The sequence below is a fragment of the Kitasatospora sp. NPDC036993 genome (assembly GCF_055607525.1).
Window position 1 is genome coordinate 175,075 of record NZ_JBVJRP010000015.1, and the last position, 13,398, is coordinate 188,472.

Genomic DNA, 13,398 nt, shown 5'->3' on the forward strand with positions numbered 1-13,398 from the left:
CGGGAGCCGCGACGGCGGGAGAGGTGAGGTGGGCGGCCCCGGCGAGACCGACGGCGCCGGTGATGAGGATACTGCGGCGGCGGTTGTGCTGCATCGTTCGCGCTCCTCTCAGGCCAGGGTGAGGTGGGGTTCGAGCGTCACCTCGAAGAGGCGGTCCCAGGGCAGTTCGATGTGGACGCCGCTGACGGCGGCGAGCTTGGCGGTGCGGGTGGTCGCGCCGCGGTAGCCGAGGACGAGGCGGTGGCCGGCGAAGTGGTCGGTGAAGTACTGGCGGGTCGTCGGGGCGAGGCGGTCCCGGACCCAGCCGTCGAAGAGGGCCTTCTGCTCGGCCGTCAGGTTCAGCGGGTTCCACCCCTTGGACCTGGCCTCCGCGTAGGCGGCCTTCTGGAGGACGTTCTTCCAGTGGTCGTCCTTGACGAACCGGTAGAGCAGGTACTCCGCGTGCGCCCGGCCCGGGTCGGTCAGCGCCGGCACCCCCATTCCGCTGGTCGAGCGCTTCAGGAAGGCCCAGCGAGCGGTGCCGTGGGCCAGGGCCAGACCGAGGGCGTTGCCGCCGGTGTTCCAGCCGGAGTACGAGAGCAGCGCGGCCAGGTCGACGCGCTGTTCCAGCTCGGCCACCAGGTCGTGGTCGGCGCGGTTGACGAAGGTCGGGTCCACCACGACGACCGACTCCCCGGCCGCCGTCAGCCCGGCGACCCGGCGGGCGAACGCGGCGAGGTCGGCCGCCCGCCGGTCCTTGTCCGCCGAAGGGGTGTTGACCATGAGCACCAGGTCGGCGCGGCCGTCGACGACGGTGCCGCCGACGGACTTCACGTGCCGGCGGATGTTCTCCGCGAACGGGATGCCCTCGAGTTCCGCCGTCCACTGCTCGCCGGAGATCCCGGCGTACTCCACCCGGTAGGTGGGCGAGGTGCCCGCGGCGATCAGCCGGGCGACCAGCAGCGCGTCGACCTCGTCCGCGCCGGGGAAGACCTCGACCCGCCGGCCGACTCCCGACTGCTCGACCAGCTTTTCGAGTTCGACGCGTTCGGCCCGGGCCAGGCCCACCGGGGCGGTGTCGTCCTCGGAGAGCACCAGATGGCTGATGGTGCCGTCGGCGACCCACTCGACCATCTGCCGGTTGACCTCGTGGTTGCGGGCCCGCGCCTTCAGGTAGTCGTCGACCACCGCGTCCGGGATGGTGGCCCGCACTGCCGTGAGCCGGGGCCGCAGGTCCTCCCGGCCGAGGTTCTCCACCTGGTCGTACAGCTTGGCCCACTCGACCAGCGCGGCCACGTACTGTTCGAGGTCGGGGTTGCCGGGGGTCAACGCGAGGCGCTGGATGGTGTCGTGGACCACGATCTGCGCGCTCGGCCGGGCCGCCCGCAGGGCCCGGATCGCCGCGATGTTGGCCCGCGCCGACTCAAGCGTGGGCGTGCCCGTGCGGGAGGCGATCAGGCCGCCGTACGCGAGCATGCTCACCGAGATCACGTACTCGTCGGCGCCGGCCGAGCCCAGCCAGCGGGCGACGGCCGCGCCGTCCCCGGGCTGGAAGAAGCGGCCGAGGGTATTGCGCGGCGGCAGTACCAGGTCGACGCCGGCGACGGCGGCGGTCATGGTCGGGCAGTAGACGTTGACGGGCCGGTCGTCCAGGGGGACGAGGGCGATCCGGCGGCTCGGACGGGGGGCCGCGGTGGCTGCCTGCGGGGTGAGGCCCAGCAGCGGGGCGGCCAGGACGGCGGCTCCGGCGGTCAGGACCGTGCGTCTTCTCATCAGGGGTGCGCTCCGTTCGCGTCGGTGTGAGCGGGAACCGACCGGGCCAGCTCCCTGGTCAGGTACAGGGGTGAGGTGATGGCGTTGCCCACCACCACGGCGTGTGCCCCCGCGGCGTAGGCGCGTCGCAGGTCGTCCGCTGTGCGGTAGCGGCCTTCGGCGATCACCGGCACGGACAGCCGCGTGACCAGGCGTTCCAGCAGGCCGAGGTCGGGCCCCGGGGTCTTCGGGGTGTGCGGGGTGTAGCCGGAGAGCGTGGTGGCGACGGCGTCGGCGCCCGCGTCGGCCGCGGCCTGTCCCTCCGCCTCGGTGGACACGTCCGCCAGGACGAGGGCGCCGGCCGCGTGCGCGGCGGCGACGACGGCCGCGAACGGCTCGGGTCGCGAACGGTCGGTGGCGTCGATGGCGACCAGGTGCGCCCCGGCCTGCGCGACGGCTCGGGCGTGCCTGCCGGTCGGCGTGATCACGACCGGCCCGGGGCCGTCCTTCCACAGGCCGATGACCGGCACGTCCACCGCCGCCCGCACGGCGGCGATGTCCTCGGGGGCGTTGGCGCGGATTCCGGCCGCGCCGCCGAGGACCGCGGCGGCGGCGACCCTCGCCTGCACGGCTGCGTCGCGCATCGGGTCGGCGGGTTCGTCCGGCAGCGGCTGGCAGGAGACCACCAGGCCGCCGCGGAGGGTGTCGAGAACGTTCACTGTGGCTCCGTTTCGGTGGTGCGCGGGAAGGTGACCGACCGCGGCCGGCTGCCGGGTCCGGCAGGACCGGGACCGGCAGACCCGGGACCGGCCCGCCCAGGACCGGCAGGCCCCGGATCGGACGGCCCCGGATCGGACGGCCCCGGATCGGACGGCGGGCTCATGGCCCGCCGGGTCATCGCCGCCCGGGCCGCGCCGACGGCGACCGCCGCGTCACCGAGCGCGGCCGGGACCAGCGTCACGTCGGCGTGGACCGGCAGCCGCTCGGCGGCATACGCGCTTCGGGCGTACGGCAGCAGCGCTCTGCCGGCGCCTCCGGCCACCACCACCGTCTGCGGATCGAGCAGCGCCACCAGACCAGCGAGGGCCCGGCCGAGGGCGTGGCCGGCGGTGGCGAGGACCTCCACGGCGGCCGCGTCGCCGGCGGCGCAGCGGGCGGCGACCTCGCGGCCGGTGACGTCCGCCCCGGTGCGCAGCCGGTAGGCGCGGGCGAGACCCGTGCCGGAGGCCACGCCCTCCAGGTGTCCGGTGCGCCCGCAGCCGCAGGTCAGCTCGTCGGCCTCCGGCGACGGAAGATGGGCCGTCTCTCCGGCGCCGCCGCGCGCCCCGTGGTCGACGGCGCCGCCGCGGACCAGGCCGCCGCCGAGGCCGGTGCCGACCGCGACCAGCAGCACGTGTGCGTGACCGCTGGCGGCCCCGGCCCAGCTCTCGCCGAGGGCGGCGGCGTTGACGTCGTTGTCCACCACGACGGGCCGGCCGATGCGCCGGGCCAGCGCGTCGGCCACCGGTGTGCCGGCCCAGCCGGGCAGGGAGTCGGTGGCGTACCGGACGACGCCGGTGGCCGGGTCGATGAGACCTGCGGCGCCGACGCCGACCGGACCGGCGCCGCCGAGGCGCCGGGCCAGGTCGGCGGCGGTCCGCAGCACCGCGTCCGGGCCCCGCGCGGCCGGGGTGTCGGCTCGAGCCTGGTCGAGCACGGCGCCGTCGGGTCCGACGAGGGCGGCCAGCGTCTTGGTGCCGCCGATGTCGATGCCGAGTGTGGCGTTCACTTCAGCCCCGTGTGGGCGAGGCCCTCGATGAACTGCTTCTGGGCGATGACGAACACGATCAGCACCGGGATCGCGGTCAGCGACGCCGCGGCGAGCTGGACGTTCCACATGGCCCCGCCGTAGGAGTCCACGTACTGGGTGAGCGCCTGCGGCAGGGTGAACTTCTCCGGCGAGGAGAGGTACACCACCGGTTCCAGGTAGAGGTTCCAGCTCTGCAGGAAGGTGAAGATCGCGACGGCGCCGAGCGCCGGCTTGGCGAGCGGCAGGGCGATCCGCCGGAACGTGCCGAAGTAGCCGATGCCGTCGATCCGGGCGGCCTCCTCCAGTTCGTCGGGCAGGCTGATGAAGAACTGCCGCATGATGAACGTGGCCAGGACGCTCGGCGCGCCGAGCACCGGCACCAGGATCAGCGGCCAGTGGGTGTTGATCAGGCCGAGGTCGTTGAACATCTGGAAGAGCGGGACGATGGTGACCTCGCTCGGGATGAGCAGGCCCACCAGGACCACCAGGAACAGCGCGTTCTGGCCACGGAACCTGATGCGGGCGAAGGCGTACCCGGCGAGCGAGGAGACGATCATCGTCCCCACCGTCACCAGCGCGGCGATGTAGAGGCTGTTGACGTACTGCTGGACGAACGGGCGCCCGTCGAAGACCTCCTGGTAGGCCGAGAGCGTCGGGTTGGTCGGGAAGAGCTTCGGCGGGTAGGAGAAGATGTCGCCGATGGGCTTGAACGACGACGTCACCATCCACCAGGTCGGGAAGACGAAGGGGATCGCGAGCACACAGAGCAGGCCGTACATGGCGACTCGGGCGCGCAGCGGGATTTTACGATTCATGGAAGACCCACCTCTTGCGCATCTGCCACTGCAACACGGTGAGCGCCAGCACGACCAGCAGCAGGAGGATGGACAGGGTCGCGCCGTAGCCGAAGTGATGGAACTGGAAAGCCTGCTGGTAGAGGTAGTAGACGAGCACGGTGGTGGACAGCTTCGGGCCGCCCTGGGTGAGCACCGCGATCTGCGCGAACACCTGGAGCGAACCCACGATGGTGATCACCGACGTCAGCAGGATCGTCGGGCTGATCAGCGGCAGGGTGATGGACCGGAACCGGATCCACGCGCCGGCCCCGTCGACCCGGGCCGCCTCGTACAGCTCCTTGGGCACGCCCTGGAGCGCGGCCAGGAACAGCACCATGTTCAGACCGACGTTCTTGAACACCTGCACGACGATGACCGAGAGCATGGCGGTGCCCTCGCCGCGCAGCCAGTTGGGTCCGTCGATGCCGACGGTGCGCAGCAGGCCGTTGATGCCGCCGTTGGCCTGGAGCAGGAAGCCCCACACGATGGTCCAGGCGACCAGCGACACCACGACGGGAGAGAAGAACAGCGTGCGGAACACCGTCATTCCGCGCAGCTTCTGGTTGAGCAGGACGGCGAGCAGGAGGGCCAGGGAGAGGTTGAGCACCACCAGGCCGACCGAGAACAGGGCCGTGGACCTCAGTACCTCGGGCAGGTTGGCGTCGTCCAGCAGCTGGGTGTAGTTGTCGCCGCCCGTGTAGTGGAAGTCGCCGGCCAGCACGTTCCACTCGTGCAGGCTGTACCGGAAGACCAGGGCGATGGGCAGCAGCACGAAGACGGCGCAGCCGATGAGTTGGGGCGAGATGAACGCGAGACCGGCGAGCTGGTCACGTCGGCGCCGGGTCCAGAACGGACGTCGCGTCGGCTGCCCCGCGGTGGCGGACCCGCTCCTGGGCGGGTCTGCCACCGCTGTTCGCGGGGAGACGGGCATGGTCACTTCTCCAGCAGCGGGGAGATGTTCTTGCACAGGTCGCCGAGAACGCCCTTGACGTCGGCGTTCGGCTGCCACAGCGGGTCCAGTCCGGCGCGGACCCGCTGGGCGAGTTCGGCCTGGCCGGCGTGGCCCGGCTTGACCACACCCTTCTTGACGCCGTTGACGACCACGCTTTCGAGCTGCTCGTTCTTCAGCAGCGGGTTGGTCTTGGCCAGGTTCTCCGCGGTGAGCTGGGATTCCCGCGGCGGCGGGAAGTAGGCGGCGAGCTTGGCGGAGTTCTGCGGGTTGGTGAAGTAGGCGAGGAAGTCCTTGGCCTGCTTGGTGTGGCCGCCCCGCTTGACCACGCCGACACCGGCCTGGCCGATCACCGAGTAGTCGCCGCTCGGTCCGGCCGGCAGCGGCACCAGGTCCCAGTCGAACTTGGCGCCCTCCAGCAGTGACGCCCGGCTGATCTGGGTGATGGTCATCGCCGCGTCGCCGGTGAAGAAGTCGGCGGACTCGCCGGGGCCCGGCATCGCCTTGTCCTCGAAGGCCGCCTTGTGCAGGGTGGTCATCGCGTCGACCATCGGCCGGCTGTCGAAGGTGCAGGTCTTGCCGTCGGCACTCCAGGGCTCGGCCTTCCAGCCGCCCCAGAAGGTGGCCGCGTTGCCCCAGTCCTTGTACTCGAAGTCACGGATCACGATGCCGGCCTTGCCGGTGGAGCGGTGCACCTCGGCGCCCTCGGCGAGCACGGTCGTCCAGTCCCACGTGCCCGCCTTGATGAGCTCGTCCGGGGTCTTCTGGCCGGCCTGCTTCAGCAGGTCGCGGTTGACGAAGACACCGAACGGCGAGGTGGAGAACGGGTACGCGTACAGCTTGTCGTCGCTCTTCCAGAGCTTGGTGGTGCTCGGGATCAGGTCGTCGTACTGGTAGCCGCTGGTCTGCTTCAGGGTGTCGTCGAGCGGCACCAGGGCCCCGGAGCTGACGAAGTCGGCCGCGTCCTTCTCGAAGACCCACGCGAGGTCGGGGGCGTTGCCGCCGGTCATCTGGGTGGTGAGCGCCGTACTGTAGCTGTCGAACGGCAGCGGGTCGAACTTGACGTCCTTCACCTCGGGGTGGGACTTCATGTACTCGGCGGCGATCTCGTTGAAGAGCTGAAGGTGCGGCTTGTTGGACGTCCAGACCGTCATCCGCAGGCTCACCGGCCCCTTGTCGTCCCCCGAGCCCTCTCCACCGCACGCGGCCAGGACGAGCGTTGCGGACATCGCGGCGGCGGCCGTGGCCAGCCCTCTACGTATCATCATGGTGTTCTCCCTCAGTGGTGCGTGGAGGCCTAGTAGCCCGTGATGTCGGGCCAGCGCAGTTCGACGCCGGCCGCGGTGAGCTCGTCCTGGAAGGCCGAGAGCAGCTCGGGGTTCTCCCGGACCGCGCGGGGGCGGGTGCCGTGAGCGAGGCAGAAGGCGGCGAGCGCGCCGGCGGCCTCCCCGATGTTCCACTCGACCGGGTGGACCCGGTAGGCGCCGTTGGTGATGTGGGTGGTGCCGATGTTCTTGCCGGCGGGCAGCAGGTTCTCGACCCGCTGCGGGAGGAGCGCGCCCAGCGGGATCTCGAACGGGCTGCAGCCGACGTCGATGTAGTTGTCGCCGCCCGTCGAGGGGTGCAGGTCGATCCGGTACATGCCCAGGCCGACGGAGTCCGGGTACCGCACGGCGCCCCGCTCCCCGCGGACGGCGAGCGAGAGGTCCTGCTCGACGACGGTGTAGTCGGCCTTGATCCGGCGCGCCTCGCGGATGTACGGGGCCTGGGCCAGGCCGTCGGTGCCGCCGGTGATGTCGCCTCGCAGCCGCAGCCCCGGGAATCCGGTGCCGCCGTCAGGGCGGGGCGCCTCGGTCTGCATCCAGTACAGGAAGGCGAAGCTCAGCTCCCTGGCCCGGCGCAGGTGGTGGGCGGCGTCGGGGACGTCGAGGACCGGGCCTTCGAGGTAGTCGATCATCGGCCAGTTGACCAGGGTGATGTCGCTGGCGTAGGCGCCGTCGGTGAAGGTGCGTCGGGCGGCGATCCGGCGGAACGTCCACAGGTTGGCGTTGCCGGGATTGACGCGCTGGTCGGCGATGACCGCCAGCGGGTCGTCGCTGGGGTTGGGGCTGAAGTCGTGCCCGACCCGCTCCAGCGTCCTGGGGTGCGGGTACTGCCAGGACAACAGCGGTCCGCCCCACACCTCGGGCTGGTAGGACCGCCAGAAGTCGTAGTCCGCGGGCTTGTCGATGGTGTGGTCGCCGTCGACGTGGTCCATGGCGAAGCACACCGACACGGCCTGCATGTTCAGCGGCTGGGCGACCTGCGGGGCGCTCGGCTCGCCGGTGTCGGCGGCGGACTCGAAGCCGGTGACGTACTCGGTGCCGGTGAGCGGCAGCAGGTCGCCGGTCTCGGTGGCGTCCAGCACGTAGGAGGCGGTGGCGTGGACCTTCTCGCCGGTGTCGCGGTGGGTCAGGGTCACCGAGGTCACCCGGTCGCCGTCGGTGTCGGCGGCGGTCGGCCGGTACGGCTGGAGGACGGTGAGCCGCCCGCCGGCGCGGTAGGGCGCGAGCATCGCCTCGATGACCGCCACCGCGACCCGCGGTTCGTGGCAGAGCTTGCTCACCCAGCCCCCGCCGGGGTTCAGTTCGAGGCGGGCCCTGGCCCGTTCGGTGAGCGGGTAGTGCCGGCGGTAGTAGTCGCGGATGCCGTCGCGCAGGGCCCGGTAGCCGGCCGTGACGCCGAACTGCTCCACCCAGGAATGCTCGTCCGGCGGCACCGCCTGGCTGGTGAGCTGCCCGCCGATCCAGTCGAACTCCTCGGTCAGCACCACGGTCCGGCCGGCGCGGGCGGCGGCGAGGGCCGCGGCGACGCCGCCCAGCCCTCCGCCGACCACCAGCACGTCGCTGCGTATCTCAGTCAAAACGGTCCTTTCTCGGTTCGCCGAGGGTCCGTCCCTCGACGAAGTGGCACGGCAGGAGCCGCTGGAGCGGGGTGGCCGACTCGTCTTCCAGTAAGGCGGCGAGGAGTTCCACCGACTGCCAGCCCATCTCCCGGCGCGGAATGCGAAAGCCGGTGCTCGCGATGTCGGCGTCCGGCGACTCGGCCGGTACGCCGGTCACCACGACCGACAGGTCACCGGGCACGTCGACGCCTCGTTCCCTGGCCGCCCGGATCAGCGCGACCCCGTCGCCGTAGCCCTCGACCACGGCGGTGGTCACCCCGGCGGCGAGCAGCGCGTCCAGGGTCTCCCCCGCGGATCGGCCGGCCGTCCGTTCGTGCCGGCCGCTCCCCCGGGTGCCCGCGCGGAACCCGTTCATCCGGTCGTCGGCGGACTCCGCTCCCTCCCCCGCCCCGACGTAGGCGAACTCCCGGTGCCCGAGCTCCCGGGCCCGCTCGACCAGCTGCTCGGTGGCGGCGGCGTAGTCCGCCCCCACGCAGGGCACCGGGCCGCCCGCGTCGTCGCGTCGGCCGACCGCCACGAACGGGTAGTTCTCGCGGTTCAGCCGGGCCAGCTCGTCGTGCGGGATGTCCCGGCCGAGCAGGATGCAGCCGTCGGCGATCCGCAGCCGGTTGTTCTCGTGGAACACCTTGCGCCGCCCGTCGGTGACCGGAGCGCTGGTGAACAGCAGCAGGTCGCGCCTGAGCTGCTCGGCATACTCCTCGATGCCGCGCAGGAACGGGTAGTAGAAGTCGGCGCTGGTGCTCGGGAACACCGATTCGTAGGTGAACACGCCGATGATCTGGTTGAGCTGACGCACCATGCGGCGGGCCACCGGGTCGGCCGCGTACCCGGTCTCCCGGATCACGTCGAGGACACGCTGTCTGGTCTCGGGAGCGATGCGGGTCGTCGCGTCGGTCCTCTTGTTCAGCACGAGCGAGACCACCGCCTGGCTGACGCCGGCGAGGCGAGCGATGTCACGCTGCGTGATCCTTGACACGGGGGAACTCCTCCGGGGCTACTGAAGCCATCGCTGATAATACGTATTATCAACTCGGTGATCAGTGACGCTACTCGGGGCGTTACGCGGTGTCAACGGTCCTGGTGGACTTCGTCAGGGAACTTGAAAAATTCAGGCAGGTGGTCGATATGTCGTGACACTGATCGATTTGCCCCTCCCCCGCGTTCCCGAGGTGGCAAGCGTCCGTTCATCCGGTGTTCGGCAGAGCGGTACCCGAGCACCCGCGACCTCCCCTGGGCCCTGGCACCGACTACCCCCTGTTACTCGAAGAAACAGGCGAGTGCGGCGGCGGCCGGCCGGGGACTTGTCGGTGGGGCTCGCTAACGTTCGTCTCCTGATCATCGGTTCGAGGAGAGGGGCGGGGCCGTGCGGCGCTGGGAGTTCGTCGAGGGCGGCTCGGACAAGTTCTGGGAGGCCGCGGTCGACGGTGCCGCGGTGACCGTCCGGTACGGGCGGTCCGGTACGGACGGCCGGGAGCAGGTCAAGGCGTTCCCGACCGCGGAGGAGGCGCGGGCGCACGTCGCCAAGGCGGTCGCCGAGAAGGAGCGCAAGGGCTACCGCGAGATCTGCGCGGGGGCGGGCACGAAGCCGGGCGCCGCGGCGGATCCGGTGCCCGTGGCGCGGCCCGGCGTGTCCGCGCCCACGGCCGAGGCCCCCGGTCCCGAGGACGAGGACGTCTTCGTCATGCCGGACGCCTGGCGCCGGGCCCTGGTCCCGCGCCGGGGCGGCATTCCCCGGAAGCCGTCCGCGCCGGGCAAGGCCCCGGTGACCGCGTACCGCGACGGCCTGCGGCAGGTGGGTGACTGGCTGGAGCAGACGCTCGCCTCGGAGCACAGCGACCCGGAGCTGGTCGCGGCCGCCCGCGCCCACCGGTCCGGCAGCCGGGACCCACTCGGTGCGGCGGTGCTCGCCGCCGTGTTCTCGTATCCCGGCAACAACGGGATCCGCGCCGCCGTGGACGCCTGGGTCGCGGAGTTCGGCCTGCCGTTCGCGGCCAGGGCCACCGTCGAGCTGTTCACGACGGCCGTCGAGACCGACTGGATCCACCAGAGGTCCGTCCACCCCCGCGTCCGGCGCGGGGCCAACCAGCGGCACGCCGTGTACCGCCCCGCCGCGGACCGGGTCCGGTCGCTGCTGGCGGCCTGCGACGGGGAGACCCACCGCGCGACGGTCGAGGCCCTGGCGGGCTGCCGGAACAACCTGACCCGCCTGGTGGTGGCGGCGTACCTGGTGCCGTCCGAGACCGCCTGGGTCGAGGAGTGCGTCGCGTCCGGCTCCCGGCCGGCCGCCGTCGAGTGGTCGATGCTGCTGTGCTCGCTCTCCTCGGCGGAACCGCTGGAGAAGCTCTCCCCACTGCCGAGCCTGGGCTATGACGGATGGTCAACCGAGATCATCGCGACCGTGGCGGAGGGCCTCGGCAGCGCCGCGGCACCGGTGATGCTGCACGACCTGACCACCGGCTACCACTACAAGGAGGGCAAGAAGCGGATCCTGGACGCGCTCGCCGAACTCCCCTCCGACGAGGGCTTCCGGGGGCTGCTGGCCCAGCAGGACGGCATCAAGTCCACCCGCGCCGCCCTCCTGGCCGGTCTGCGCCGCTTCCCCCGGCGTGCCGTGCGCCTGCTCGCCGAGGCCGCGGTGGCCTCCACCGACCCGGCCGCGCGGCAGCTCGCCCGGCAGCTCCTCACCGGCCACGTCGCCGTCCACCGCGCGACGGCCCTCGAACTGCTGCCGGAGCTGACGCCGGAGCAGGCGGCCCTGGTCGAACCGCTCACCGACCTCGGCGAGCGGGTGCCGGAGGTCGGCCCCGACTCGCTGCCGGAGCTGTTCACCAGCCCGCCGTGGACGCGGCCGCGCTCCGCCGGCAGGCCCCGCGTGCTGACCGGCCTCGCCGTGCCGCGGGAATCGCGGGTGCGGTGGCTGCCGGGTGAGCGCGAGGCGTGGGCGGCGACCTCCGAGTCCTGGTACACGAGCTGGTCGGACGAGGACTGGCAGCGGGTCGCGGCCACGATCCGGGCCCGGATCGGGCAGCCCGAGGACGCCCGGCTGCGCGGCGGACAGCACGCCGAGCTCGCGCTGTTCGCTTACGGCGACGAGGAGTTGGCCCGGCCCCTGCTCGCGCAGTGGCGCGTCGGTGAGCGCATCTGGGACTCCGGGGACTCCCTGCGCCGGGTCGCCGCCCGATTCGGGACGGACGCCGTCGAACCGATCCGGGCCGCCGCGGTGGGGCACCCGTCCACGCACGCGCCCCTGCTGCTTCCGTACCTGGACGCCCGAGTGGCCGAGACCATGACGGACTGGCTGGTGCGCCTCAAGTCGGCCGGGAGCACCGCGCGTTCCTGGTTCGTCCGGCACGGCGTGGACGCGGCCCGGCTGCTGGTGCCCGCCGCGCTCGGGAAGGCCGGGGCGGCCCGGCTCGGCGCCGAGCAGGCCCTGCGGGTGGTCGCCGAGGCCCACGGCGCGGCGGCGGTCCGCGCGGTGGCCGCCGAGTACGGGCCGAAGGCGGAGGAGGCCGTGGGCGCGCTGCTGTCGGCCGACCCGCTGGTGACCGCGCTCCCGGCGAAGCTGCCCCCGCCCTGCGACTGGGCGGAGCCGGTGATGCTGCCCCAACTCCTGCTGCGCGGCGGCGAGGGCGCCCTTCCCGCCGAAGCGGTGCGGCACGTGCTCACCATGCTCGCGCTGTCCGCGCCCGGGGCGTTCTACCCGGGCCTCGACGAGGTCGTCCTGCTGTGCGAGCCGCGGTCGCTGACGGAGTTCTGCTGGGCGGTGTTCGAGCAGTGGCGGCTGGTCGGCATGCCGGCCCAGGACGGGTGGGCGCTGCACGTGCTCGGCCGCTTCGGTGACGACGAGACGGTCCGCCGGCTGACGCCGGTGCTCCGCGCCTGGCCGGGCGAGGGGGCGCACCACCGGGCGGTGGACGGCCTGGAGGTGCTGGCCGCCATCGGCACCGACACGGCCCTGCTGCACCTGCACGGCATCGCACAGCGGGTGAAGTTCAAGGCGCTCAGGACCCGCGCCCAGGAGAAGATATCCGAGGTCGCGGCCGGTCTCGGCCTGACCGGGGAGCAGCTGTCCGACCGTCTCGTCCCGGACTTCGGGCTGGACGCCGACGGGACCACCGTCATCGACTACGGCCCCCGGACGTTCACGGTCGGCTTCGACGAGCAGCTCAAGCCGTACGTGCTGGACGCGGCCGGCGCCCGTCGCAAGGACCTGCCCGCCCCGGGGGCGCGGGACGACGCCGAGCTGGCGCCCGCCGAACGCAAGCGCTTCGCCGCGCTGAAGAAGGACGTCCGCGCGGTGGCGGGGGACCAGGTCCGGCGCCTGGAGGAGGCGATGGTCACCCAACGCTCGTGGACGGCACAGGAGTTCGACCGGCTCCTGATCGGGCATCCGCTGCTGTGGCACCTGGTGCGCCGCCTGGTGTGGCTGTCCGAGACGGACGGCACGGTGACGGCCTTCCGCGTCGCCGAGGACCGCACCCTGGCGGACGTCCGGGACGAGGCGTTCGCGCTGCCGGCCACGGCCCGCGTCCGGCTGGCGCACCCGCTCCTGCTCGGCGAGGGCCTCGCCGACTGGTCGGAGCTGTTCGCCGACCACGAGATCCCGCAGCCGTTCCGTCAGCTCGGCCGCCCGGTGTACGCGCTGAGCGACGAGGAGCGGGCCGGCCACCGCCTGACCCGCTTCGAGAACGGTCCGGTGCTGCCCACCACCCGGCTGGTCGGCATGGAACGGCGCGGCTGGCGGCGCGGCGAGCCCCAGGACAACGGCGTCGAGCGCTGGCTGTCCCGCCGGATCGGGCCCGACCTCTACGTGGTGATCGCCCCGGAGGACGGCATCGCCATCGGCGGGTTCGACGCGTACCCCGAGCAGCGGGTGGAAACGGTGTGGCTCGACAGGCGCCCGGACGACTACTGGCCCCGCAACCGCACCTTCCCGACCTTCGCCGAACTCGACCCGGTGATCGCCTCCGAGGTGATCGCCGACCTCACCGAGCTGACCACGCTGTGACCCCTCGCCACCGCGCCGACGACCAGTCGGGACAGCACGCGGAAGCGGGCCCCGAGCTGATCGGATGCGATCAGCCCGGGGCCCGCTCGCGTCGACCCGAGCGGCCCGCCGGGGCCGGCGCTCCGGCGGGCCGGTCCGGTC

9 protein-coding genes are annotated in these 13,398 nt (G+C 72.5%); 1 reads left to right on the plus strand and 8 read right to left on the minus strand.

The window, feature by feature from the left end; genetic code table 11:
• Positions 1 to 108 precede the first annotated feature (108 nt).
• The 8 genes from ACZ7C5_RS28690 to ACZ7C5_RS28725 are packed head-to-tail and all read right to left on the minus strand — an operon-like array spanning position 109 to position 9,225.
• Complete coding sequence (locus ACZ7C5_RS28690; RefSeq protein WP_470323733.1) at positions 109 to 1,752, minus strand: DUF4127 family protein; 1,644 nt, start codon at positions 1,750 to 1,752, stop codon at positions 109 to 111.
• On the minus strand, positions 1,752 to 2,450 hold the full coding sequence (locus tag ACZ7C5_RS28695) for an N-acetylmannosamine-6-phosphate 2-epimerase (protein WP_401090074.1): 699 nt from the start codon (positions 2,448 to 2,450) through the stop codon (positions 1,752 to 1,754). The genes ACZ7C5_RS28690 and ACZ7C5_RS28695 overlap by 1 nt, the downstream gene beginning before the upstream one ends.
• A complete protein-coding gene (locus ACZ7C5_RS28700) occupies positions 2,447 to 3,499 on the minus strand; it encodes an ROK family protein (RefSeq protein ID WP_470323734.1) in 1,053 nt (350 codons plus the stop codon). Before ACZ7C5_RS28700 ends, ACZ7C5_RS28695 begins: the two co-directional genes overlap by 4 nt.
• A complete protein-coding gene (locus ACZ7C5_RS28705) occupies positions 3,496 to 4,335 on the minus strand; it encodes a carbohydrate ABC transporter permease (RefSeq protein ID WP_401090071.1) in 840 nt (279 codons plus the stop codon). Before ACZ7C5_RS28705 ends, ACZ7C5_RS28700 begins: the two co-directional genes overlap by 4 nt.
• Positions 4,325 to 5,287, minus strand: coding sequence for a carbohydrate ABC transporter permease (locus tag ACZ7C5_RS28710; RefSeq protein ID WP_401090069.1), 963 nt, complete (start codon positions 5,285 to 5,287; stop codon positions 4,325 to 4,327). Before ACZ7C5_RS28710 ends, ACZ7C5_RS28705 begins: the two co-directional genes overlap by 11 nt.
• A gap of 2 nt (positions 5,288 to 5,289) precedes the next feature.
• Entirely contained in the window at positions 5,290 to 6,570 is a 1,281-nt protein-coding gene (locus ACZ7C5_RS28715) for an ABC transporter substrate-binding protein (RefSeq protein ID WP_401090347.1), read from the minus strand.
• A 32-nt stretch (positions 6,571 to 6,602) separates the two neighbouring features.
• Entirely contained in the window at positions 6,603 to 8,198 is a 1,596-nt protein-coding gene (locus tag ACZ7C5_RS28720; RefSeq protein ID WP_401090345.1) for an FAD-dependent oxidoreductase, read from the minus strand.
• 1 nt (position 8,199) lies between these two features.
• Positions 8,200 to 9,225 (minus strand): LacI family DNA-binding transcriptional regulator, encoded by a 1,026-nt coding sequence (locus ACZ7C5_RS28725; RefSeq protein WP_470323735.1) that lies wholly within the window; start codon positions 9,223 to 9,225, stop codon positions 8,200 to 8,202.
• A gap of 387 nt (positions 9,226 to 9,612) precedes the next feature.
• Between ACZ7C5_RS28725 and ACZ7C5_RS28730 the strand changes: the two genes are divergently transcribed.
• Positions 9,613 to 13,257, plus strand: coding sequence for a WGR and DUF4132 domain-containing protein (locus tag ACZ7C5_RS28730; protein WP_470323736.1), 3,645 nt, complete (start codon positions 9,613 to 9,615; stop codon positions 13,255 to 13,257).
• Positions 13,258 to 13,398: the final 141 nt, after the last annotated feature.